The organism is Deinococcus marmoris DSM 12784, from assembly GCF_000701405.1.
Taxonomy (GTDB): domain Bacteria; phylum Deinococcota; class Deinococci; order Deinococcales; family Deinococcaceae; genus Deinococcus; species Deinococcus marmoris.
In genome coordinates, this window is record NZ_JNIV01000080.1 from 1 (window position 1) to 20,798 (window position 20,798).

General features: G+C 65.5%; 21 protein-coding genes. 9 read left to right on the plus strand and 12 right to left on the minus strand.

The window, feature by feature from the left end; genetic code table 11:
* Positions 1 to 456: extracellular solute-binding protein (locus tag Q319_RS0116765; protein WP_029483615.1), on the minus strand; the 456-nt coding region annotated here is incomplete at its 3' end.
* Positions 457 to 699: 243 nt separating this feature from the next.
* On the opposite strand from Q319_RS0116765, the gene Q319_RS0116770 reads away from it, so the two are divergent.
* Entirely contained in the window at positions 700 to 1,398 is a 699-nt protein-coding gene (locus tag Q319_RS0116770; protein ID WP_029483616.1) for a gamma-glutamyl-gamma-aminobutyrate hydrolase family protein, read from the plus strand.
* Positions 1,399 to 1,528: 130 nt separating this feature from the next.
* Here Q319_RS0116770 and Q319_RS0116775 read toward each other — a convergent pair whose 3' ends face one another.
* From Q319_RS0116775 to Q319_RS0116815, 9 genes are read right to left on the minus strand one after another with little or no spacing between them, the layout of a single operon-like run.
* Positions 1,529 to 2,266 carry a histidine phosphatase family protein gene (locus Q319_RS0116775; RefSeq protein WP_029483617.1) on the minus strand — a complete coding sequence of 246 codons (738 nt, stop codon included), beginning with the start codon at positions 2,264 to 2,266 and terminating at the stop codon, positions 1,529 to 1,531.
* The gene (locus tag Q319_RS0116780; RefSeq protein WP_029483618.1) at positions 2,259 to 3,383 is read right to left on the minus strand and encodes a phosphotransferase family protein; all 1,125 of its coding nucleotides are present in this window, start codon (positions 3,381 to 3,383) and stop codon (positions 2,259 to 2,261) included. Before Q319_RS0116780 ends, Q319_RS0116775 begins: the two co-directional genes overlap by 8 nt.
* Positions 3,380 to 4,192, minus strand: coding sequence for an SDR family oxidoreductase (locus Q319_RS0116785; RefSeq protein ID WP_029483619.1), 813 nt, complete (start codon positions 4,190 to 4,192; stop codon positions 3,380 to 3,382). The genes Q319_RS0116780 and Q319_RS0116785 overlap by 4 nt, the downstream gene beginning before the upstream one ends.
* Positions 4,193 to 4,198: 6 nt before the next feature.
* On the minus strand, positions 4,199 to 4,618 hold the full coding sequence (locus Q319_RS25705; RefSeq protein WP_051655495.1) for a type II toxin-antitoxin system VapC family toxin: 420 nt from the start codon (positions 4,616 to 4,618) through the stop codon (positions 4,199 to 4,201).
* Positions 4,615 to 4,962, minus strand: coding sequence for an AbrB/MazE/SpoVT family DNA-binding domain-containing protein (locus tag Q319_RS25710; protein ID WP_051655496.1), 348 nt, complete (start codon positions 4,960 to 4,962; stop codon positions 4,615 to 4,617). Before Q319_RS25710 ends, Q319_RS25705 begins: the two co-directional genes overlap by 4 nt.
* A 33-nt stretch (positions 4,963 to 4,995) precedes the next feature.
* Positions 4,996 to 6,258: an acyl-CoA dehydrogenase family protein gene (locus tag Q319_RS0116800; protein WP_029483622.1), complete on the minus strand. Its 1,263-nt coding sequence runs from the start codon at positions 6,256 to 6,258 to the stop codon at positions 4,996 to 4,998.
* Complete coding sequence (locus Q319_RS0116805; RefSeq protein ID WP_029483623.1) at positions 6,255 to 6,614, minus strand: hypothetical protein; 360 nt, start codon at positions 6,612 to 6,614, stop codon at positions 6,255 to 6,257. The genes Q319_RS0116800 and Q319_RS0116805 overlap by 4 nt, the downstream gene beginning before the upstream one ends.
* Positions 6,611 to 7,060: a MaoC family dehydratase gene (locus tag Q319_RS0116810; RefSeq protein ID WP_029483624.1), complete on the minus strand. Its 450-nt coding sequence runs from the start codon at positions 7,058 to 7,060 to the stop codon at positions 6,611 to 6,613. The genes Q319_RS0116805 and Q319_RS0116810 overlap by 4 nt, the downstream gene beginning before the upstream one ends.
* Complete coding sequence (locus Q319_RS0116815; RefSeq protein ID WP_029483625.1) at positions 7,057 to 7,833, minus strand: SDR family oxidoreductase; 777 nt, start codon at positions 7,831 to 7,833, stop codon at positions 7,057 to 7,059. The genes Q319_RS0116810 and Q319_RS0116815 overlap by 4 nt, the downstream gene beginning before the upstream one ends.
* A gap of 390 nt (positions 7,834 to 8,223) precedes the next feature.
* Between Q319_RS0116815 and Q319_RS0116820 the strand changes: the two genes are divergently transcribed.
* The 8 genes from Q319_RS0116820 (at position 8,224) to Q319_RS0116855 (ending at position 19,677) form a co-directional block, all read left to right on the plus strand.
* Positions 8,224 to 8,583, plus strand: coding sequence for a response regulator (locus Q319_RS0116820; protein WP_029483626.1), 360 nt, complete (start codon positions 8,224 to 8,226; stop codon positions 8,581 to 8,583).
* A 5-nt stretch (positions 8,584 to 8,588) separates the two neighbouring features.
* Positions 8,589 to 9,065, plus strand: a complete 477-nt coding sequence (locus Q319_RS25715; protein ID WP_051655497.1) for a chemotaxis protein CheW — start codon at positions 8,589 to 8,591, stop codon at positions 9,063 to 9,065.
* Between the two features lie 53 nt (positions 9,066 to 9,118).
* The gene (locus tag Q319_RS25720; protein WP_051655498.1) at positions 9,119 to 11,377 is read left to right on the plus strand and encodes a methyl-accepting chemotaxis protein; all 2,259 of its coding nucleotides are present in this window, start codon (positions 9,119 to 9,121) and stop codon (positions 11,375 to 11,377) included.
* A gap of 98 nt (positions 11,378 to 11,475) precedes the next feature.
* Positions 11,476 to 13,806, plus strand: coding sequence for a methyl-accepting chemotaxis protein (locus tag Q319_RS25725; protein ID WP_051655499.1), 2,331 nt, complete (start codon positions 11,476 to 11,478; stop codon positions 13,804 to 13,806).
* Positions 13,807 to 13,907: 101 nt separating this feature from the next.
* Positions 13,908 to 16,823 (plus strand): hybrid sensor histidine kinase/response regulator, encoded by a 2,916-nt coding sequence (locus tag Q319_RS0116840; protein WP_029483630.1) that lies wholly within the window; start codon positions 13,908 to 13,910, stop codon positions 16,821 to 16,823.
* On the plus strand, positions 16,820 to 17,566 hold the full coding sequence (locus Q319_RS0116845; protein WP_029483631.1) for a DUF4388 domain-containing protein: 747 nt from the start codon (positions 16,820 to 16,822) through the stop codon (positions 17,564 to 17,566). Before Q319_RS0116840 ends, Q319_RS0116845 begins: the two co-directional genes overlap by 4 nt.
* Positions 17,567 to 17,683: 117 nt before the next feature.
* Positions 17,684 to 18,508, plus strand: coding sequence for a response regulator (locus Q319_RS25730; RefSeq protein ID WP_051655500.1), 825 nt, complete (start codon positions 17,684 to 17,686; stop codon positions 18,506 to 18,508).
* 98 nt (positions 18,509 to 18,606) lie between these two features.
* Positions 18,607 to 19,677: an SIS domain-containing protein gene (locus Q319_RS0116855; RefSeq protein WP_245619315.1), complete on the plus strand. Its 1,071-nt coding sequence runs from the start codon at positions 18,607 to 18,609 to the stop codon at positions 19,675 to 19,677.
* 25 nt (positions 19,678 to 19,702) lie between these two features.
* On the opposite strand, the gene Q319_RS26360 is transcribed toward Q319_RS0116855, so the two are convergent.
* On the minus strand, positions 19,703 to 20,362 hold the full coding sequence (locus tag Q319_RS26360) for an IS630 family transposase (protein WP_156039347.1): 660 nt from the start codon (positions 20,360 to 20,362) through the stop codon (positions 19,703 to 19,705).
* Positions 20,266 to 20,619 carry a winged helix-turn-helix domain-containing protein gene (locus Q319_RS26365; RefSeq protein WP_162178657.1) on the minus strand — a complete coding sequence of 118 codons (354 nt, stop codon included), beginning with the start codon at positions 20,617 to 20,619 and terminating at the stop codon, positions 20,266 to 20,268. Before Q319_RS26365 ends, Q319_RS26360 begins: the two co-directional genes overlap by 97 nt.
* Positions 20,620 to 20,798: the final 179 nt, after the last annotated feature.

Below are 20,798 nucleotides of genomic sequence, written 5' to 3' on the forward strand. Positions count from 1 at the left end.
CGGTGTGATGCGGGCGGCCTTGAACAGGTCTTTGTTGTAAAAAACCGCCAGCGTCCGCACCGAGATGGGCAGCGTGTAATACTTGCCGCCAATCTTGCTGGTCTTCACCATCGGCACGAACTCGCTCTCAATCTTGGCGACTGGAAAGTCCTTTGTCGGAAGGGGTTGCAGGTACCCGGCGTCCACGTACTGCGGAAGCCAGCCGTAATACAGGTTGACCACGTCCGGCCCCTGCCCGGCTGGAACGCTGGAGGCGACTTTCTGGCTGTAAGCGTCGTAGGGGAAGGTTTCCTGCTTGATCTTGATGTCGGGGTTGGCGGCCTCGAATTTCTTGATCAGTTCATTCATGGTGGTGACCTTGCTGGCAAAGTCGTATTGCCAGTAGGTCAACGTGACCGGGGCGGCGGAGGCCGAGGCGAGCGAGAGGCCCAGGGCCAGCGTGAGCAGTTTTTTCATTTTGATCTCCTTGAGTGCCAGTTCGTCACGCGTTCTTTCGGAAGGGCGGGGGTGATGTGCGGGGGCGATATGAGGAATGCTTGAGAAGTCAGACTATACGCCTGAACAGCGCAGCAAAAGCGGAATTCGGCCCATTGTGATCCGCCGGGCCCTTTTGCCAGAACACCTCCAGCCCGCAGACTGGGAACGCGTCAACCGGACGGCATCTCACCCCCGCCCGGCCTCAGCCTCTATCCTCTGGGAATGCCCGCCCGTCCCCTGATCGGCCTGACCACCTCGCATGTCGCGGACACCGCGCCGCGCACACACAGCGGCCTGTCCCGGCGCTACACGGAAGCGGTGGAGGCGGTGGGCGGCCTGCCCTTCCTGCTGCCGAATCTGCCTGAAATGGCCGCAGAATACGCCGCGCGAATGGACGCCGTACTCCTGAGCGGCGGCGTGGACGTGCATCCCCGGCATTTTGGACAGCACCCCCGGCGCGGTCTGGGCGAGGTGGACGAAACGCGTGACGCCTTCGAGACGGCGCTGTACCGCGCGGCCCGTCGACTTGGAAAACCCGTACTGGGCATCTGCCGGGGCCTCCAGATGATCAACGTGCTGGAGGGCGGCACGCTGCACCAGCATCTGCCGGACGTGCCGGGAGCCTGGATCGACCACGCCCAGCGCGTCCATGCAGATACGCTGGGCCATGAGGTCACGTTCTCGCCTGGCAGTCTGCTGGCCGGAACCCACGGCGAGAGGGCCATGCTCAATTCCTCGCACCATCAGGCGATTGATACGGTTGCGCCCACGCTGAGGGCCACCGCGCTGGCCCCAGACGGCATCGTGGAAGCGGTGGAAGGTGACGGCGTGATCGGCGTGCAGTGGCACCCGGAGGTGCTGTTCCAGGCCCATCCACACGCAATTGGAACGTTCACGGCGTTCATGCGTCTGTTGGATTAACCGCCCTAGAGCAGTTCTCCGAATTACGTCGCCGGAACAAAAGACTTCCGGCGACTCCATTCTGCGTCCTGCTCAGTGAAAGTCACTTGCTCCGCTCGGTCATAAAAAGACTATTTTTATGACAACTGCCCTACCGCCAGCTCCTGAGGTCTGGCGGCAGGTGGGCCACTTCATTGAAAGAATCCAGGCTGATGCGCCCGCCAGACCCGCTGTTGCTGAAGGTAAAGCGCGTCAGGCTGCCGTTGCGGACGCGCCAGTTCAGTTTCAGGGCTGAGGCATCCGGTGCGTCCAGGCTCAAAGCCACCATCAGGCCGATCACACCACCGCTGGTGAAGGCCAGCACGGTGGAGCCGGAAGGCAGGCGCAGCAAGTCCGTCAGGGACGCATGAACCCGTGCGCGGAAGGCCGCCCAGCCCTCGATGTCTGGATGGGTCACCGCTCCGGCCTGCCACGCCCCGGCCAGTTCCTCGAGCATGAGCTGGAAGGCACGGTTGCGGTCTGGAGTCTCCCCGTGTGCCCGGAAATGCCGGACAGAAGAGGCGAATGCCTTGTCCTGCGCGGCCAGCAGTGGCGCAAGGGTATGGATGAGGCCGTCACCGTCGTATTCAGCAAGTCGGGAATCTTCGGTGGCATCCGGCCACGGCGGAGGGGCGTCGGGATCAGCGAAATGGGCGGCTTCAGCCGCGATCTGCGCCGTGCGGCGCTGCCGGACCAGCGGGCCGTGAAAGACGTGCGTGGGCCGCGCCTCCTCGGCACTCAGCGCCAGCCCCACCGCACGCGCCTGCTGTTCACCCAGTTCAGAAAGACGGTCCGTGTCCTTCTCGAACGGCGTCGCCTGCCCATGACGGATCAGGATCAGCTCACTCATCGGGCGGGGTGACCTCTCCCCCATCCCCCACCGAGTCCGCCGAGATTCTGCGCCACGCCTCCTGAATGAGCCACTCGGCCTGCCCGGCCAGCGGGGCGAAGCGCGGATCACTGGTCTGGCCCGCGCGGTAACGGGCAAAAATCTGGATGACGATCACCGCCAGTTTGAAATGCCCCAGCACTTCGTACCAGCGAACCGAGTTGCTCGTCACGTGACGAGCAGACTGCTGGGCGTAGCGGGCGATGAATTCCTCGCGGCTCAGGAAGCCAGGAAAATTGGCCCCGATCTCGTTCACGTCACGGCCCGGCTGTTCGGGCATGGTCCAATATGTGAGCGTAAGGCCCAGGTCCACCAGCGGATCGCCCACGGTGGTCATTTCCCAGTCCAGCAGCGCCACCACGCGCGAGGGGTCCGCCGGGTCCAGCATCAGGTTGTCCAGCTTGAAATCGTTGTGGACGAGGGTGTGCGCGGATTCCTCGGGGGTGTGCGCCTCCAGCCACGCGATCACCAGTTCGTCGCGCAACTCGGCGGGCGGTGGCAGATCTCCCGAATCTTTCAGCAACTCCCGTGCCCGCCGCCAGCGTCCGGCCCAGCCGCCCACCTGCCGGGCGTTGAAGCCCTCCGGCTTGCCGATGGAGCGCAGGCCCGCCGCGTCGATGTCCACGGCGTGCAACCCGGCCAGCGTGTCGGCCACCGCCTCGGACATCAGGCGGGGAGCGTCCGAGATGTCGGCGTATTCCGCTGGCATCCGGGTCCGCACCACCAGACCGCGCCGCCGCTCCATCAGGTAGAAGGGCGAACCCATGACCTCCAGATCTTCAACCAGAAACAGCGGTTCGGGGGCGACGGCGAAGGCGGGATGGATTTTTTCGAGCAGGTGAAATTCACGGGCCATGTCGTGCGCGCCCTTTGCCACCGGGCCGAGCGGGGCGCGGCGCAGCACGTATTCTCGCTCGCCCATTCGCAGCAAATAGGTCAGGTTGGAAAAGCCGCCAGGAAATTGCTGGACTTCCAATGTGTCCAGATCGCCCTCAACTTTCCCGCGCAACACATTTCGCAGCGTATCCAACGGCAATTCCTCACCCTGTCGCACCGCTGATGTTTCTGGACGGGTCAAGGATGGCCCTCGGTGCGTGGGGCCTCACCATCTTTGAAAGCGTTGCTGTCGCCCAGCAATGCCATTGCCTTCTTGCGGAGATGGCGCATCTTGCTGATCCACTCGCCGTAATTGCCCGCCTTGTTCTGGAAGGACTTGAGCGTGGTGTCGTGGGTGGTGATCAGGAAGCCGTCGGCCTGCAAGACCTTCAGGGTTTCTTCCACCAGCACGTCGGTGGTCACTGCCGTTTGCTGCAAGATCGGCGCGTTCTGAATCATGGGGGTCCAGACGCCCTCGGGACACAGGCAGGCCACCTTGATGCCCCGGTCCCCGTAGGTGATCGCCAGCCACTCGGCAAAGGCCAGCGCCGCGTGTTTGGTCACGGCGTAGGGCGCGGAGTGCAGTTCGGTCAGCAGACCCGCCGCTGAGGCAGTATTCAGCAGATAGCCCTCGCCCCGCTCCAGCATGTGCGGCAGCAGGTGGCGGGCCGCCCAGACGTGGGACATCACATTGACGCGGTGAATCAGGTCCCAGGTCTTATCGGGCGTTTCCGGCCCTTCACCGATAGCAATCCCGGCATTGGAGCAGAACAGGTCAATCTGACCTTCCTTGCCCATCACATCGTCGATCAGGGCTTTGATATCCGCTTCCTGGCCCACGTCGGCGGCCACGAAACGCGACCCGATATCCTGCGCCTTCTGCGCGCCGACTTCCGCGTTGCGGTCCGAGGCGATGACGGTTGCGCCCTCCTGCACGAAGCGGGTGGCGAGGGCGAGGCCGATACCCGAGGCGGAGCCGGTGACGACGATTATTTTGTTTTTAAGTTCCATGTGGGGTTACTCCTTTCTGAGTGTCAGAATTTTCAGATCATTGAATGGGACGTAATCGCTTGGATTCAGCGTAAACAGGGGCAGGCCACTGATCTCGGCATGTGCGCCGATCAGGTAATCGGTTAGGATGCGGCGGGGCATTCCTCCACCCGAACGGCGACGACGGGCTGCATATTCACGGTGCAGCTCTCCCACCTTGCGCCACACCGCCCGGCCCAGCGTCCAATCCACACCAATTCCCGTCTCGCTCAGCCATTCCTCGGCCTGTGGATCGCGTGGCATCAGCTCAGCCACGACTGGGCCGCACACCACCATCTGAGGCACGCTGTCCAGGAAGCGGGCCACAGCCTCGGCGCTATCCTCCTGAAACCGCAGAGCGAGGATGGCGTTGGTATCCAGGCAGATCATGATTGGAGGGCTGGTCATTTGAGGGTCAGGAAGTCTTCAATATACGTGACGTCCTGCTTGCCCGTTCCCATGCTGTGCAGGATTTCGCGGTCTCCAGGGTCATAGCGCATGTCGGCCACGTACTCCTCGGCAGTCATGCCGTCTGGCGGGGTCAGGGTGCCGATGGCCTCGAAAAAGCTGCGGCGGCGCGGACGCTGGGGGCGCAGCAGCACCTCGCCGTCGCGCAGGATGAAGTCGAGCTTCTTGCCCGCCTCCAACCCCAACCGGTCACGCACCGCCTTGGGCACGGTCACCTGCCCCTTGCTGGTCATGGTGGCGGAGATTTTTTGCTCGTCCGTGGGTCTGACGTCTTTAACGGTCATTCCTTACCCACCTCCTTACCACCGTAGCCTACCTTATTTCGCTGCCGAGAAAACGCTCTCGCGCCCGCGTGCCGCCTCGCCCTGACGGCGCATCTCTTCCTTCGCCACGGTGCCGATATGCACGATGTCGGGGCCGTCAGCCAAGCGCAGGGTGCGGGCCTGGGCATACATCATTGCCAGCGGGGTGTCCTGGCTGACGCCCGCGCCGCCGAAGACCTGAATAGCGCGGTCGATGACGGCCAGCGCCATGTTGGGCGCAACCACCTTGATGGCCGCGATCTGCCCGCGCGCTTCCTTGTTGCCCACGGTGTCCATCATGTGCGCGGCGTTCATGGTCAGCAGGCGGGCCTGATCGATTTCCATGCGGCTCTGCGCGATCAGCTCCCGCACATGCTGGTGCGCCGAGAGCGGCTTACCGAAAGCCACGCGACTCGCGGCCCGCGCCACCATCAATTCCAGCGCCCGCTCGGCCTGCCCGATCAGGCGCATGCAGTGGTGGATGCGGCCCGGCCCCAGGCGACCCTGCGCGATTTCAAAGCCCCGGCCCTCGCCCAGCAGCATGGCAGAGGCAGGCACACGCACGTCCTTGAAGGTCATCTGCGCGTGGCCGTGCGGCGCGTCGTCGTAGCCGAAGACGGTCAACATGCGCTCCTTGGTTACGCCGGGCGCGTCCATCGGCACCAGGATCATGCTCTGCTGGAGGTGACGTTCGGCGTTCGGGTCCGTCTTGCCCATGAAGATGCTGATGGCGCAGCGGGGATCGCCCGCCCCCGAGGTCCACCATTTCTCGCCGTTGATGACGTAATCGTCGCCGTCACGCGTGATGCTGGATTCGATGTTGGTGGCGTCGCTGCTCGCCACGTCCGGCTCGGTCATGGAAAAGGCGCTGCGAATCTCGCCGTTCAGCAGAGGGATCAGCCACTGTTCCTGCTGCTCGGGCGTGCCGTAGCGGGCCAGCACTTCCATGTTGCCGGTGTCGGGCGCGGCGCAGTTGAAGACCTCCGGTGCCCACCACACCCGGCCCATGACCTCGCACAGCGGGGCGTATTCCAGGTTGCTCAGGCCGGGGCCAAAGGTGCCGTCCGGGTCGCTGGCCGTCGGCAGAAACAGGTTCCACAGTCCGGCCTCACGCGCTTTGGGCTTCAGCTCGTCGATCAGCGGCAGGTGTTCCCAGCGGTTGCCCTCGTTGACCTGGCGGGCAGCCTCGGCATCGTTGGGGTAGATGTGTTCGTCCATGAAGGCCAGCAGGCGCTGGCGCAGGTCACGGGAGCGGTCAGTCACGTCGAATACGGTCATAGGGGTTCCTCCTGAATGTCGAGGGGGCGAAAACTGGCCTGGTTGCCTTCAATGCCGATCAGAGCCTGACGGTGAACGCCACCGCCCTCACGGCGAATAAGCAGATTCAGCGCGAGGATGCGGTCCAAAACAGCTTCAGCCTGTTGCATCACTTCGGGTGAGTCGTCCTCGGCCAGTCGGTCTGTGGCGGCGGCATCCTCGTCAAATAAGGCACGGTAGGGTTCAAAGGCAGGCGTCGGCTCAAAGCCGCAATGGATGGCAAACATCTCCATCTCACGCAAGGGCATCCGGGCTAGCAGTTCGCCACCCTTCTCCAGCAGGTAGACGGTGCTTCCCGGCTGGAGGGGCTGGGTCACAGATAGACCCGGAACACGCTTTCCGCCGTCGCGGCTGGCCTCTGCTCGCCTTCGATTTCAATGGTGTTCAGCACCGTGATCTGCATGTAGCCCGCACCCTGATCCGCGCTTTGCAGCACGGCGCGGTTGCGCAGGCGGCTATTCACCTTGACAGGCGAGACGAAGCGCACCCGGTTGAGGCCATAATTCACGGTCATCTGCGCGCCCTCGATCTCGACAGCGCCGCCGTGCGTCATAAATTCCCCGGCCAGCAGCGAGAGGGTCAGGAAACCGTGGGCGATGGTGGTGCCGAACGGCCCGGCAGCGGCTTTCTCCGGGTCCACATGAATGAACTGATGGTCCCCGGTGGCCTTAGCGAACGCGTCAATGCGCGCCTGGTCCACCAGAATCCATTCGGACAGCGCCACTTCCTTTCCGACGTGCGAGGCCAGCTCGCCGGGCTTCATACGACGGTGGCCCCGCCGTCCACCGCGATGTTCTGGCCGGTCATGAAGCCGCTGGCGTCGCTGGACAGCAGCAGGGCCAGCCCCTTGAGGTCTTCCGCGCCCCCCAACCGGTGCATGGGCGTGGATTCCAGAATGGCCTGCTCGCCGTAGGCCAGCGTGCCCTTGGTCATCTTGGTGGGAAAGTAGCCGGGGCAGATGCTGTTGACCGTTACGCCCTTGTCGGCCATCTCGGCAGCCAGCGCGCGGGTGAAGTTGACAAGCGCGCCCTTGGACGTGTTGTAGGCCAGCGTGGCAGCCATGCGCGGATCGTTGCCCTGCAACCCCGCCACGCTGGCGACATTCACGATGCGCCCGCCGCCCGCCGGCAACATGCAGCGGTTCAGCACGCTCTGGGTGATTAAAAAGGTGCCGTTGACATTGACGTTCATCACCTTGAGCCACGCGTCCAGCGGGTGTTCGGCGGTAGGAGCGCCCCAGGTCGCCCCGGCATTGTTGATCAGAATGTCTATGTTCCCGACTTCGGCAACAATTTTTTCCACGGTGGGGTCAATGCTCTCAAAACTGCCCAGATCGCTGGCATAGACGTGCGCCTTGATCCCCATGCCTTCCAGGTGGGTTTTGGCCTCGTCCAGCTCGTTCTGTTTACGGGCGGTCAGGACCACGGTTGCGCCGTACTCGCCCAGCGCCTCGGCAATTTGCAGGCCCAGGCCGCGCGAGCCTCCGGTAATCAGGGCGGTCTTGCCACTCAGGTCAAACAACGTTTTCAGGGCCACTTTCTACCTCCGGGAATGGGGGGGGATCAGGACAGATTGGACGGAACTGCGGACGCCACAAGCATAGGCCAGAGTTTACGTGTGCGTCAATTGTGAACGTCAGGGGACACTGATGGATGACGACCGGCATAGCCCGCAGGAAAGATTAAATATTCACAGGCCACGAGATTGGTGTGAGGTAATTCATACCGGCCCCGACAGCTCTTTCAGATGAGTCGACTGTAAGGATTCTGTGTAGGGGGGCTGCATATCGTTGGCGGCAATGGGTGAAATGTCAAGCCGGAACAGAACATGTTTCTCATCGTTTGGACCACTCAACCACACCAGACCCGCTCATGGGCAACCCCGCGCACCGAGGCCGCACTGCGGCCCATAAAGGAAGGTCACCACATGGCAAAAATCCTGATCGTCGACGACTCCCCCTCCGATATCCGTTTCATGACCGAGGCCCTCAAGGGCACCGCGCACGACTGCGTCACCCTGACCGACTCCAAGGGGGTCGAGGCCGCCGTGGAAGCCGAACGTCCCCAACTGGCGCTGCTGGACGTGGTGATGCCCGAACGCAACGGCTACGAGACCCTGCGCGCCCTGAAGAAACTGCCCGCCGCCGAGGGCATGAAAGTGGTCTTCGTGAGCAGCAAGGGTGCCGAAACGGACGTGAAGTGGGGCATGCGGCAGGGCGCAGTCGATTACCTGATCAAGCCGTACACCCCCGAACAGCTCCTGAGCCTGATCGCCCGGCACGTCTGAACGCCATGACTTCCGACGCCGTGACTTCCGCTGCAACTTCCGCTGCGCTCCCGACTACCGAAACCTACCTGCTGTTCCGCAGCGGCGCACGCCTGCTGGCGCTGCCCACCCGGCAGGCGCGGCAGGTCATGCCGCTGGGCCAGCTCTCGCCGCTTCCGGCGTGCGGCGGCAGCCTGCTGGGGCTGATGGGCGCGCAGGGACGGGCCGTGCCGGTGGTCAACCTGCCCACGCTGCTGGGCCACCTGCTGGGCGGCATGACCGGGGCGGCCCCGCAGCCGGACGGCACCCGTCTGGGTCTGCTGTGCGAACACGCGGGCGAGAGTCTGCTGCTGCCCATCGACGAGGTCATCGGCAACGTGAGCGCCGAGGTGCCCGCTGCACAGACGCTGCTGCAAGAGGCCCAACTGGGTGACCACCACGCGGCGCTGCTGGGCCTGGGCGCACTGACCGCTGCCATCGCCGGACGCCTCCAGACCGTCTAGCCCTGCCCCGAAGCGCAGCCCACAGCCCGTTCAGAAGTTCAAGGAGTCATCCAATGTCGCAAAACGCCCGCCTGGACCCCAGCCTGATCACCAAGGGACACCGCACGTCCACCAAAGTCGAGAGAGATTCCAAAACCACCCGCAGCAGTCTGCTGGGCCGCATCGGGGTGGGTCAGAAACTGGCCCTCACGGCTGGCCTGTTCGCGCTGCCGATCACGGTCCTGCTGTCGCTGACCGTCAGTGGTCACCAGCAGGACATCCGCTCTATCGAGCTTAAGCTGGCAGGAAGCAGCCTGATCGATCCTTACGTTCAGGTTCAGAACTCGGTGTCCGAGTACGTGCGTGCCCAGACGCTGGGCTACGGCTCCACGGCCAAGGTGGCCGCCCAGAACGTCGACCAGACCTTGCAGGCTTTGCAGACCGCGATGACCACCCAGGGCCTGAGCGCCAGTCAGGCAGCCACCGAACGGCTGGCCGGCCAGTGGAAGGTCTTGCAACAGAGCCGTTCCGATCAGGGCGGCCTTTTCCGGGCCATTACCTATCAGCAGTTCAATCTGGAGCAGGTGCTGCCCACCCTGGAGGCCGTGCTGGAAGAATCCACGCTGGCCCTCGATTCCAGCCAGGTTTCCAACTACTCCACCCAGACCGCCCTGATCACCCTGCCCAGGGTTCTGGCGCGTCTGAGCAGTCTGGCAGCCCTGGCGCAGTCGCTGGAACTCGTCAAGGGTCAGCCGGAACTGGTGGACGTGCTGGCACCGCTGTACCGCAACGAGGCCACCCGCGCGGGTGTCGCCCTGGACGACGCCTTCGCGGCGGTCAAGCGCGCCGAGGCCCTGGACGAGAGTCTGGTCCGCACCCTGGGGGACACCACCCGAAATCTCGAAACCCTGCGGCAGACCATCGCCACCGCCGCAAGTGTGGACCTGAGCAACGCGGTGGAGGGCCGCGCCAACCTGACGGCGCTGGACTCGGCAGTCGCCCAGGTGGCCAAGGCCATCAAGAGCGGCAACCAGGAAGTGGAGCGTCTGCTGGCCACCCGCGAATCGCTGGAGCGCCGCGCCCTGATCCAGAAGCTGCTGGCCGTCGGCCTGATCACGCTGCTGGCCGGGCTGCTGCTGCTGGCCGTGGCCCGCGCCATCACCAGCCCCCTGCGCCGCCTGGCCGAATCGGCCCGCGCGCTGGAGCAGGGCGATCTGGGCGTGTCGGTGCCCGTGACCACCCGCGACGAGCTGGGCGTGGTGGGCCAGGCTTTCAACGCCGCGACGGCCAAACTGCGCGTCAACCAGGAGCGGACCGAGACCGAGCGTCAGGACGCCCAGCGCCTCCAGGCCAACGTCGCGGAGTTTCTGGACGTGACCATGGACATCGCGGGCGGCGACCTGACCCGGCGCGGCAGGGTTTCCGATGACGTGCTGGGCAACGTGGTGGATTCGATCAACCTGATGACCGAGGAACTGGCGGACGTGCTGGGCGACGTGCAGCGCGCCTCCGCCTCAGTGACGGGCGGCTCACAGGCCATGCTGGACTCCACCGAGCAGATCCGTGCAGGGACGCTGATCACCACCGAGGAAACCGGGCGCGTGACCCAGCAGGCCAGCGATATGACGGTGGCCATCCGACAGATGTCGGCCATCGCGCAGGCGTCCGCCGATTCGGCGCAGCGCGCCCTGAGCGCCTCGCAGACGGGTCAAGAGGCCGTGAGCAGCACCCTGAAGGGCATGCAGGCCATCCGCGAGTCCTCGCAGGACGTGTCCGTGCGGGTGCAGTCGCTGACCCAGCGCTCCAGGCAGATCGGGGAAATCGTGGACTCGATCGGCCACATCGCCAGTCAGGTCAACCTGCTGTCCCTGCACGCCAGCATCGAGGCGGCGGGCGCAGGCGAGGGCGGCAAACGCTTTTCCGTGGTGGCCGAGGAAATCCGCGAACTCGCAGACCTGTCCACCACCGCCGCCGCCAGCATGGCCAGCCTGATCGCCGAGGTCCAGAGCGACGTGCGCGGCGTGGCCCAGAACATGCAGATCAACAGTGAACAGGTCGAGCAGGGCTACGTGGTAGCCGGACAGGCCGGTGAGGCCCTGCGTGAGATGGCCGAGCTGGCCGGGGTCACGGCGCATTTCGCCACCAACATCTCGGACGCCGCGCGCGATCAGTTGCGGGACGTGCAGGGCATGAGCAGCGCGGTCACCCAGATCGCCGACGTCGCCAGGGCCTCGCAACGCTCCGCCGAGACGGGCCGCGAGGTGGCCGAGCAGCTCCAGGAACTCGCCCAGCGCCTGAACAGCAGCCTGACCCGCTTCCGCCTGCCGGGCTGATTTTCTGGCCCCCTCCCCATTTCTTTCCCGGCCTTCCCGGCCCTGACCACCGCCTTCCAGCCCACAGTGAGCTGCACCAGACCACCAGGAGACCCCACATGTCACAGAACGCCCGTCTTGATCCCAGCCTGATTGCCCCCGTCCCTGTCAACAGCGCAGCAAAAGCCGCACGCCCGGTGCGCCAAACAGACAAAGTGAAATCCGGGCTGCTGGGCCGCATGCCAGTGGGCCTGAAGCTGGCGACCGCCGGACTGCTGCTGGGCCTGCCCTTCGCGGTGGTGCTGGGCATCCAGATCAGCCAGGTCAACGCGGGTGCCGTTCAGGCGCGTGAGCAGCGGGCCGGGCAGGAAATGCTGATTCCCCTCACCAGCATCCTGCAAAACGCCCAGTTGCTGCGTCTGTCCTCGGTCAACGTGCTGGGCGGAGCGGCGGGGGCCAAGGCCACCAACGCCAAGCAGCGCGCGGACATGACAGCGGCGCTGGACAAACTCGAAGCCCTGATGAACGAGAACGACTACGTGGAACTGGTGGGCGAGATCAGCCAGATGCGCGAGACATTGGGCGCGCTGAACCGGCGGGTGGATGCGGGCAGCGCCAGCGCCGCAGATGTGCAGCAGGCCTACAGCGGACTGCTGCAAAACGTCATTACGCCGTATTTCGCAGACATCGCCAACCAGAGCGGCATGAAGCAGACCGACAACCGGGCCGAGGCTGCCCTGGTCGATCTGGTCACCAGCATCATGCCGCAGAACATGCCGACCTCCGGGGCCATCGCCTCGGGCACCATTCCGCTGCTCAAGCAGGCCGGAAAACCGGGGAGTGAAATCAGCGCCACCGTCCGCACCGAGGCGCAGCTCCGCTACGACATCGCCAAGACCGCCAACGACAACATCCTGGCCGGATATGACCGCGCGCTGAGTGGGCAGAGCGCCGAGAACATGGACAGCGCGATGAACGACAGCCTCCAGGCGGCGCAGGCCAGCCTCAAGGAAAGTTCAGACCGGATTTTCGGGGCCGTCAACAGCAACCTGCTGTTTCCGCAGCGCGTCGGCATGACGCCCGATCAGCTCACGGCGCTGGTCCCGGCCTTCGCCACGGGACTGTTCGGCGGACTGAATGACAGCATCGAGAGCCTGGGCACCGTTCTGGCGGCCAAGGAGGCCCGGCGCACCGGCGAGGTGGGCAACCTGATCGCGCTGCTGATCATGGGCGCGCTGCTGATGTTCACGCTGCTCTTCGTGATCGCGCTGTCGATCACCCGCCCGCTGGCCCGCCTGACCGAGGCCGCAGGCCGACTGTCTAAAGGCGAGCTGGACGTGCAGGTGGCAGTCAACACCCGCGACGAGCTGGGCAAACTGGGCAACACCTTCAACCTGGCCGCCAGCGAGATGCGCGCCAACGCCGAGCGCGGCGAGAATGAGCGGCTGGAGTCCATCAAGTTGCAGGGCCACATCTCCGAATTTCTGGACGTGACCATGGACATTGCAGAAGGTGACCTGACCCGGCGCGGCACTGTGACCGAGGACGTGCTGGGCAACGTGGTGGACTCGATCAACCTGATGACCGCCGAGCTGGCCGACGTGCTGGGCGACGTGCAGCGCGCCTCGACCTCGGTGACGGGCGGATCGCAGGCGCTGATGCTGTCCACCGATCAGATCGGCCAGGGCACGCAGCTCACCGCCGCCGAGGCCGCCCGCGTGGCCGTGCAGGTGCAGGCCATGACCGCCGCCATCCGTGAGGTGGCGCAGCAGGCGCAGAACTCTGCCGAGACGGCCCGCGCCGCGCTGCTGGCCTCGCAGCAGGGCCAGGAAGCCGTGACCGGCACGCTGGACGGCATGCAGAACATCCGCCGCGAGGTGCAGGGCGTCGCCAAGCGCATCAAGGGCCTGGGCGACCGCTCCCTCGAAATTCAGGAAATCGTGGACACCATCTCGCAGATCGCCCGGCAGACCAACCTGCTGGCCCTGAACGCCAGCATCGAGGCGGCGGGCGCAGGGGAAGCGGGCGGACGCTTCAGCATCGTGGCAGACGAGGTGCGTAAGCTGGCCGACACCTCCGGGCAGGCCACGGCGCGCATCGCCAGCCTGATCAAGAACGTGCAGGCAGAGATTCAGGACGTGATCGTGAGTGTGGAAGACGGCACCCGCGAGGTGGAGCAGGGCTACCGCGTCGCCGGGACCGCCGGGGAACGTCTGCGTGAAATCGGCGCGCTGACCCAGCAGTCCGCCGAGCTGGCCGAGACCATCGCCGCGTCGCAGCGGGCACAGGTGCAGGGTGTGGAAGACATGGGCAGCGCGGTGGAGCAGATCGCCGCCGTCGCCCGCGACTCGCAGGACTCCGTGACCCAGGGCCGCGCCGCCGCCGAGCAGCTTCAGACCCTGGCCCAGAACCTCAGCGCCAGCCTGACCCGCTTCCGGCTGCCGTCCTGAGTGGTCTGGAAACACAGCGTGGTCTGGTAACACACGGTGATCTGGAAACGCAGGGGAATCTGAGAATGAGGGGGGGATTGAGAATGTCGGAGAACACAGGGATGGACACCAGTGAACAGCGGGGCGAGAACAGCGATCTGCTCAGCAGCTTTTTGCAGGAAGCCGGCGAAGTGCTGGGCCGCATGGACGCCGGGCTGGCCGGGCTGAGCGCGGGCCTGGCGGGACCGGACGACACGGCGCATCTGGCCGAGCTGGGCGTGCTGGCCCACCGACTGCGCGGCAGCGCAGGGCTGTACGGCTTCATGCAACTGTCCAAGATGGCGGGGCTGGCCGAGCGCATGCTGGAAGCCCGGCCCCTGCTGAGCGGGGAAGCCCGCACCGATTATCTGGCACTGATGACGCACGCCCAGTCCCTGCTGCGTCAAGGGCTGGAGCGCATTGTGGGAGGCGAGCGCGAGACCGACCTGGGACTGGTCTTCGCGCGCGGCGGCGGCGCAGTGCAGTTGCTGGCCCTGCTGCGCAGCCACCCGGAAGCCTTCAAACCCCGGCCCATTGAGGACCCGCGCCGGATGGTCACCGACGACGAAACCGCTGCGCTGGACGCGATTCCAGCGGACGGGCACGCCGTTTCGAACCTGGAGCAGGAGCTGCGGCAGTTCTGGCGCGAGAACGCCGAGATCTGGTCCTACTTCGCCCCCGAAGTGCGCGAACATCTGGGCGGCCTGCGCGCCGAATTAGAAGGTGCGTCTGCTGAACACGGCCCCGATCTGGACGTGATGTTCCGCGCCGCCCACACCGTCAAGGGCAGCTCGTACATGGTGGGCCTGCCCGGTCTGGGCGACTTTGCCCACGGCATGGAAGACCTGCTGGGCGGCGTGCGTGACGGTGTGCTGCGGCTGGACGGCGGCGCGCGCGAGGTGCTGGAAGCCGCGCTGAGCGGCATGGACCGCATTCTGGACGTGGCCGAGGGCGGCGGCGGCGCAGGTGGCCTGGACGCGCATCTGGCGGGCCTCAGCGCCCGCATGGCCGCGCTGGCCGGTGGGCACACGCCCGCTGCTGTGGTTCTGTCGACCTCTGCGGTCCAAATACCCACACCTCAGGCCAGCGCACCTGCCCAGGACGTGGCCCCGGCCATCAACCAGGAAACGGCCTCGATCCGCATTCCGGCCCGGCAGATCGAATCGCTGCTGGAACAGATGGGCGAACTGGTCACCGTGCGCTCGCGGCTGGGGCAGACGCTGGGACGGCTGGACAACCTCCAGAGCGCCATGCAGGACTCGCAGGCCCGCTTCCAGCGCACCGTGCGCGATTTCGAGGAACGCCACCTGAACCCCGACATGGTCCGCGCCACACCGGACCGGACCTCTCCCAGAGGCGAGGACGGCGCGGGCAGCGCCAACCCCTTCGCCGCCAACCCGGCCCAGCAGTTCGACGAACTGGAATTCGACACCTACAACGACCTGAACATCCTGGCGAGAAGCATCACCGAGCTGAGCGCCGACTTCGCGGAAGTGCGCCGCCGCCTGTCGGACAACGTGGGAGACCTCCAGGGCGACAACGAACTGCTGGGCAAGCTGCTGCGTCACCTCCGGTTGGACCTGACCCAGACCAGCCGGGTGGCCTTCTCGCAGGCCGCCTTCCGGCTGCGGCGCTGGGCGCGCGACCACGAGGCCCGGTTCGAGTTCATCAGCGAGGGCGAGGACGTGCGGGTGGACAGCGCCGTGCTGCAACGCCTGAGCGAGCCGCTGATGCACCTGATGACCAACGCGCTTCACCACGGCGTCGGCACTGCCGAGTCGCGGGCAGAGGCCGGAAAGCCCGCGCGCGGACGGGTCTGGCTGCGCGCCGCCGAGCATCAGAACTTTCTGGAAGTCAGCGTGCAGGACGACGGCCAGGGCCTGGACCTGGAAGCCGTCGGCAACCGCGCGCTGGAAAAGGGGCTTCGTTCTGTGCAGGAACTCGGCGGCATGTCGGATGAGGACCGGGCGCGGCTGATCCTGCTGCCGGGTCTGTCCACCGCTTCCGCCGTCAGCACGGTGGCCGGGCGCGGCGTGGGCATGGACGTGGTGGCCACCGCCGCGCGGCAACTGGGCGGCGAACTGCTGATCAGCACCCGGCGCGGCGAGGGCACCAAGTTCACGTTGCGCCTGCCAGTCACGCGCCGCGTGATCGACGTGCTGCCGGTGCAGGTGGCCGGGCGCGAGTTGGGCTTCGCGGTGGGCACCGTGCGCGCCCTGCGTGAAATCCGTGCGGGCGAGGTCCAGCACGGCGAGACCGGCCCGGAACTGTCCTTCGAGGGCCGCTCCGCACCGATCATCGACCTGCGCGCGATCTGGGGCCAGTCGCAGGGCGGCGAACATGAGGACACCTTCCGGCTGGTGGTGCTGGCCACCCCCACCGGGGAACTGGCCGCGCGGGTGGACGACTTCGGTCAGATCGAGGAAGTCAGCGTGACGCCGCTGGGCGGGCTGCTCAGCGGGCTGGAATACCTGTCCGGCACGGCGGTATCGGCCTCCGGCAATGCCTTTCCGGTCCTCGATCCCTCGGGCCTGGGGCGTCTGGCCCGCCGCCCGCAGGACTTCCTGCAAGCCACGGACGGCAGCGGCGCGGCGGCGAAACGCACCCGCATCCTGCTGGTGGACGACTCGCTGAGCGTGCGCCGTCTGGTGGGCCGCATGCTGGAAAGCGGCGGCTACGCGGTAACCACCGCCAACGACGGCCAGGAAGCGCTGGACCTGCTGCAACTCGATCCCGATTTCGGCGCGGTGGTCAGCGATCTGGAAATGCCGCGCATGAACGGCTACGAGCTGCTGTCCGCTGTGCGCGCCCGCCCCGCCACCGCCGCGCTGCCCCTGATGATCATGACCACCCGCGCCGGGGAAAAGCACCAGCGGCTGGCCCTGCAACTGGGCGCGAACGACTACTTCACCAAACCGGTGGGCGAGGCGCTGCTGCTGCGCCGCATCGGCAGCGTTCTGGCCCAGGCCGAGGGTGCCGCTGCCGGGGTGAGCGCATGACCGCCTTTCAGACCGGGCGCTCGGTCCTGACGGTTCTCAACGACCCCTCACGCGCGGCCATGTACGGGCATCTGGCCGAACTGGCCGGGGTCACCGCAATCCACGCGGACGGCGCGCTGCACGCCCTGACCCAACTGGAGCGGACCCCGGTGGACGCGATCATCTGCGACGCCGTGATGTCCGACATGAGCGGCCTGGAGTTTCGCAGCATCCTGAGAGACGACGTCCACACCGGCAGGCTGCCCCTGTATCTGATTGGAGACGGCGAACACGACCTGCCGGACCTGCCCACCAACTCGGCGGGGCCGCAGGTGCTGGCCGAGGCGCTGGAGGCGCTGGGCGTGGACGACGCGGCGTACCCGCTGCCGCTGCGGGCCAATGCCCGGCCCCAGCTCTCGGGCCAGCTCGAACCGTTCAGCCTGAGTGAATTCCTGAACTGGGCGGCAGAGCTGGAGTGCAACGGCCACTGGCTGATCACGGTGGGGGCCGCCGGACAGGCGTCCCGCAGCGGTCACCTGACCATGAGCGCGGGCCGCCTGACCTACGCCGAATGCTCTGGCCGTGCGGGCCGGGACGCCGTGCTGGAACTGCTGCGCCACAGCGAGCAGGGCGGCGGACAGTTCCGGTTCTACGACTGCCCGTCCCTGCCGCCGGGCCTTCAGGCTGACCTGACCGGCCCCACCAACCGCCTGCTGATGGAACTCGCCGTGGATCTCGACGAGACCGCCTCCCGACTGCACTGAGAACTCTTTTAACACCTGCTTTTCTACACACTGGTTTCTGTGAGCGCTGATTTCTCCCGGCGCTGAGCCTCCCTCCCTCCTCTCCCCTGCCCGCCCCACAGCCCACAAAGGAACCCCATGCCCCAGATTTTTATCGTTGACGACAGCATCAGCGTCCGCAAGGCGCTGGAGATCACCTTCAAGCGGCACTCACTGGATTCGTTTTCCGCCATCAGCGCCGAGCAGGCCCTGGAAACCCTGGCGGGCGATCCGCACTTCGACCTGATGATGGCCGACGTGATCATGCCGGGCATGAGCGGTCTGGACCTGTGTTCCGAACTGCGCCGCGACGCCCGCTTCGACGGACGGCCCATCGTGCTGATGAGCGGCAATGTCGACGACAATATCCGGCGGCAGGCCCGCGAGGTCGGCGCAAACGGCGTGTTGCGTAAGCCCTTCAGCCCCGACGAACTGATCCCGATGGTGGAGGGCCTGCTGCGCGCCGCCGAGGCCGCTGCCGCGCCCGTCGAGGTTGCCACGCCCGAACCAATTCAGGCCGAACCCGTTCAAACCGAACCTATCCAGACTGAACCCGTCCAGGCCGAAGCTGTTCAGCCACAGCCCACCCCACCCCAACCCGCAGCCCAGACCGCCCCCAGCGAGCTGGAACGGCTGGTGGCCGAATACCGCCGCCGGGGCGACGTGGAAGACCTGATCGTGGTGGACGCCCAGGGTCAGATCGTGCTGCCTTCCGGCGACGCGGGTGCGCCCGGCGCGGCACAGCGCCTGCCGATGTACGCCCGGCATTTCGTGGCCACCGCCAGCGTCATCGGTCAGCACCTGCTGGGCGACGAATTGCAGGCCGTGACCCTGCGCTACGCGGGCCGCGAGGCGATCTTCCATCCGCTGGGTGGTCTGCTGGTCATCGCCGTGACCCGCGCGGACCTCAAGACGCTGAACTGAAAGACGAGCATGCACAGTCCCGACTGGCCCGGTCGCCCTGCCAGTCGGGATTGCTCATGCCGCGACAGGCTGGGTAGAAATTGACTACAGTACCCAGCATGACAGCACGCGGCATGACAGCATCCGGCACGACCTCTTCCCCCAATCCCGATCCGCTGATGCTTCAGGAAGCCCGCCAGACGCCCGACGTGATCGCCCGGCAGCTCCGCGAGAACGCAGACGCCGCCGGGGCACTGGCAGGGGTGCTGCGCGAACGCCGCCCGCCCTACGCCGTGACCATCGCGCGCGGCAGCAGCGATCACGCCTGCACCGTGCTGAAATACGCGCTGGAAACCGAACTGTCGCTGCCGGTGGCCTCGCTGGGGCCAAGCGTGCATACGCTGTACGGCGCGCGGCTGGACCTGCGCGGCGCACTGGTGATCGCCGTGTCGCAGAGCGGGGCCAGCCCGGACGTGGTGGAAAATGTCCGTATGGCACGTGAGGGCGGGGCGCTGACGGTGGCCCTGGTCAACGTGGAAGACAGCGATCTGGCGGGGGCCGCCGAATTCGTGTTGCCGCTGCGCTGCGGTGAGGAGCAGGCGGTGGCGGCCACCAAGAGCTATCTGGCCAGCCTGACCGCCTTCCTGCCTGTGATTGCGGAACTGGGTCCAGACGGCAGGCTGAAAGAGGCGCTGAACAGCCTGCCGGACGCCCTGCGGCGCACGCTGGAACTGGAAGACGCCGCCAACGCCCTGGCCGCCCGCTACAGCTTCGCGCAAAACCTGCTGATTCTGGCACGCGGGCTGCATTACGGCGTGGCGCAGGAGGCTGCCCTGAAGCTCAAGGAAACCAGTGGCATCCACGCCGAGGCCTACAGCGCCGCCGAGTTCAGCCACGGTCCCAAGCGGTTGCTGGCCGAGGGGCTGCCCCTGCTGGGCTTCACCTCTGCCGACGCCGCGTGGCCTGCCACGGAAGCCGCCTACGCCGATCTGCGCGCGGGTGGGGCGGACCTGCGGACGCTGGGGCCAGCGGCAGGCAGCACCTTGCAGACCCCCACGACGGGGCACGCCCTGACCGACACGGTGCCCAGCGCCCTGGCCTTTTACCTGTTCGCCGCACATCTGGCGCTGGGACGCGGCCTGAACCCTGACGCGCCGCCGCTGCTGAGCAAGGTGACCAAAACACGTTGACCAGGACACCTTATACGGACTCCGATTAATTCATGCAGAGCGGCCACCAGTGGAAAAGGGTGTGCTGGGTGATGAGGTCAGGTTGAGTTTCAAGCCAAGCGCACTGCTGACCCAACGTGTCTTGAAGGTGATCCAACGAGTCAAAACAGCAGTTAGTGAGCGGCTTATCGGTCAAATTCCAGACCCGTTCCACAGGTTGCAACTCTGGAGCATAGGGAGGAAGCGTGATGGTTTCGATGCCGGGAGGATGTCCCTCCGCAGGAGGGACATGGAAGCCCGCGCCATCTTCAACGAGTAGCACATGATGATGGGGACCAGCGCCAAGACTGGTGGCAAAGGCAGCAATGACGAGTTGATAGGCCCGTTTTGTCACCTCTGGAATCAACCAGAACTGGCTGGCTCCAGTTTCAGGACAGACGAAGGCGTAGAGATAAAGCCACTCGTAACGGGGCTGAACGGGCCGGATGGCCGGTTGACCAGTCGGTGTCCAGACGGGCCGGGTGATGGGTTGTAAGCCGATCCGATGCTCGTCCATCGCCCAGAGTGAGACATGTGGATGGAGCCGCTCCGCTGCGCGAAGCCGCTCCGTCAGGACTTTGATTTGAACGCTTCTTTGGCTGCTTCGTCGCCTCCGACGTGCCGGGGACGAGGCCGTTGTGGCGAAAATCCAGCCAGACGCATGAATTCATAGGTTCGGCTGAGGTAGACCTCTTTGCCGAACTGTTCTCGAATCCATTGCTGGAGCATTTTGCCATCCCAGACGATGCCTTGGTCAAAATCTTGTCGCAGATGAACAGCAACAGCTTGCTGTTCATCTGGACTCAGGACCGTAGGTGCGCCCTGATTGTGCGCCCGACCATCCCCTAAACCGTCCAGGCCGAGGGTGTGATACCGCTGCAAAATGTTACGCGCCCCAGACACTGAGTACTTGGTCAATTCCAAAAGTTCAGTTTCCGTTTTGCCCTCAGCGAGGAAAGCGAAGAATTGCGCTCTACGCCGCTCGACGGCGCAAGTACTGGCACGGAAAATGCTCCAGAAGTCGTCAGCAGAGTGCTGGAGTTGGATGGAAGAGAAGAATTTTTTGATCTGTACAGCCTACAGGATTTAATCGGAGTCCGTAT

What these genes read in the sequence shown, in the direction of transcription:
- Q319_RS0116770 (WP_029483616.1), top strand. Translation starts at nt 700, where the DNA reads ATGCCCGCCCGTCCCCTGATCGGCCTGACCACCTCGCATGTCGCGGAC.
- Q319_RS0116775 (WP_029483617.1), bottom strand. Translation starts at nt 2,266, where the DNA reads ATGAGTGAGCTGATCCTGATCCGTCATGGGCAGGCGACGCCGTTCGAG.
- Q319_RS0116785 (WP_029483619.1), bottom strand. Translation starts at nt 4,192, where the DNA reads ATGGAACTTAAAAACAAAATAATCGTCGTCACCGGCTCCGCCTCGGGT.
- Q319_RS25705 (WP_051655495.1), bottom strand. Translation starts at nt 4,618, where the DNA reads ATGACCAGCCCTCCAATCATGATCTGCCTGGATACCAACGCCATCCTC.
- Q319_RS25710 (WP_051655496.1), bottom strand. Translation starts at nt 4,962, where the DNA reads ATGACCGTTAAAGACGTCAGACCCACGGACGAGCAAAAAATCTCCGCC.
- Q319_RS0116800 (WP_029483622.1), bottom strand. Translation starts at nt 6,258, where the DNA reads ATGACCGTATTCGACGTGACTGACCGCTCCCGTGACCTGCGCCAGCGC.
- Q319_RS0116810 (WP_029483624.1), bottom strand. Translation starts at nt 7,060, where the DNA reads ATGAAGCCCGGCGAGCTGGCCTCGCACGTCGGAAAGGAAGTGGCGCTG.
- Q319_RS0116820 (WP_029483626.1), top strand. Translation starts at nt 8,224, where the DNA reads ATGGCAAAAATCCTGATCGTCGACGACTCCCCCTCCGATATCCGTTTC.
- Q319_RS25715 (WP_051655497.1), top strand. Translation starts at nt 8,589, where the DNA reads ATGACTTCCGACGCCGTGACTTCCGCTGCAACTTCCGCTGCGCTCCCG.
- Q319_RS25720 (WP_051655498.1), top strand. Translation starts at nt 9,119, where the DNA reads ATGTCGCAAAACGCCCGCCTGGACCCCAGCCTGATCACCAAGGGACAC.
- Q319_RS25725 (WP_051655499.1), top strand. Translation starts at nt 11,476, where the DNA reads ATGTCACAGAACGCCCGTCTTGATCCCAGCCTGATTGCCCCCGTCCCT.
- Q319_RS0116840 (WP_029483630.1), top strand. Translation starts at nt 13,908, where the DNA reads ATGGACACCAGTGAACAGCGGGGCGAGAACAGCGATCTGCTCAGCAGC.
- Q319_RS0116845 (WP_029483631.1), top strand. Translation starts at nt 16,820, where the DNA reads ATGACCGCCTTTCAGACCGGGCGCTCGGTCCTGACGGTTCTCAACGAC.
- Q319_RS25730 (WP_051655500.1), top strand. Translation starts at nt 17,684, where the DNA reads ATGCCCCAGATTTTTATCGTTGACGACAGCATCAGCGTCCGCAAGGCG.
- Q319_RS0116855 (WP_245619315.1), top strand. Translation starts at nt 18,607, where the DNA reads ATGACAGCACGCGGCATGACAGCATCCGGCACGACCTCTTCCCCCAAT.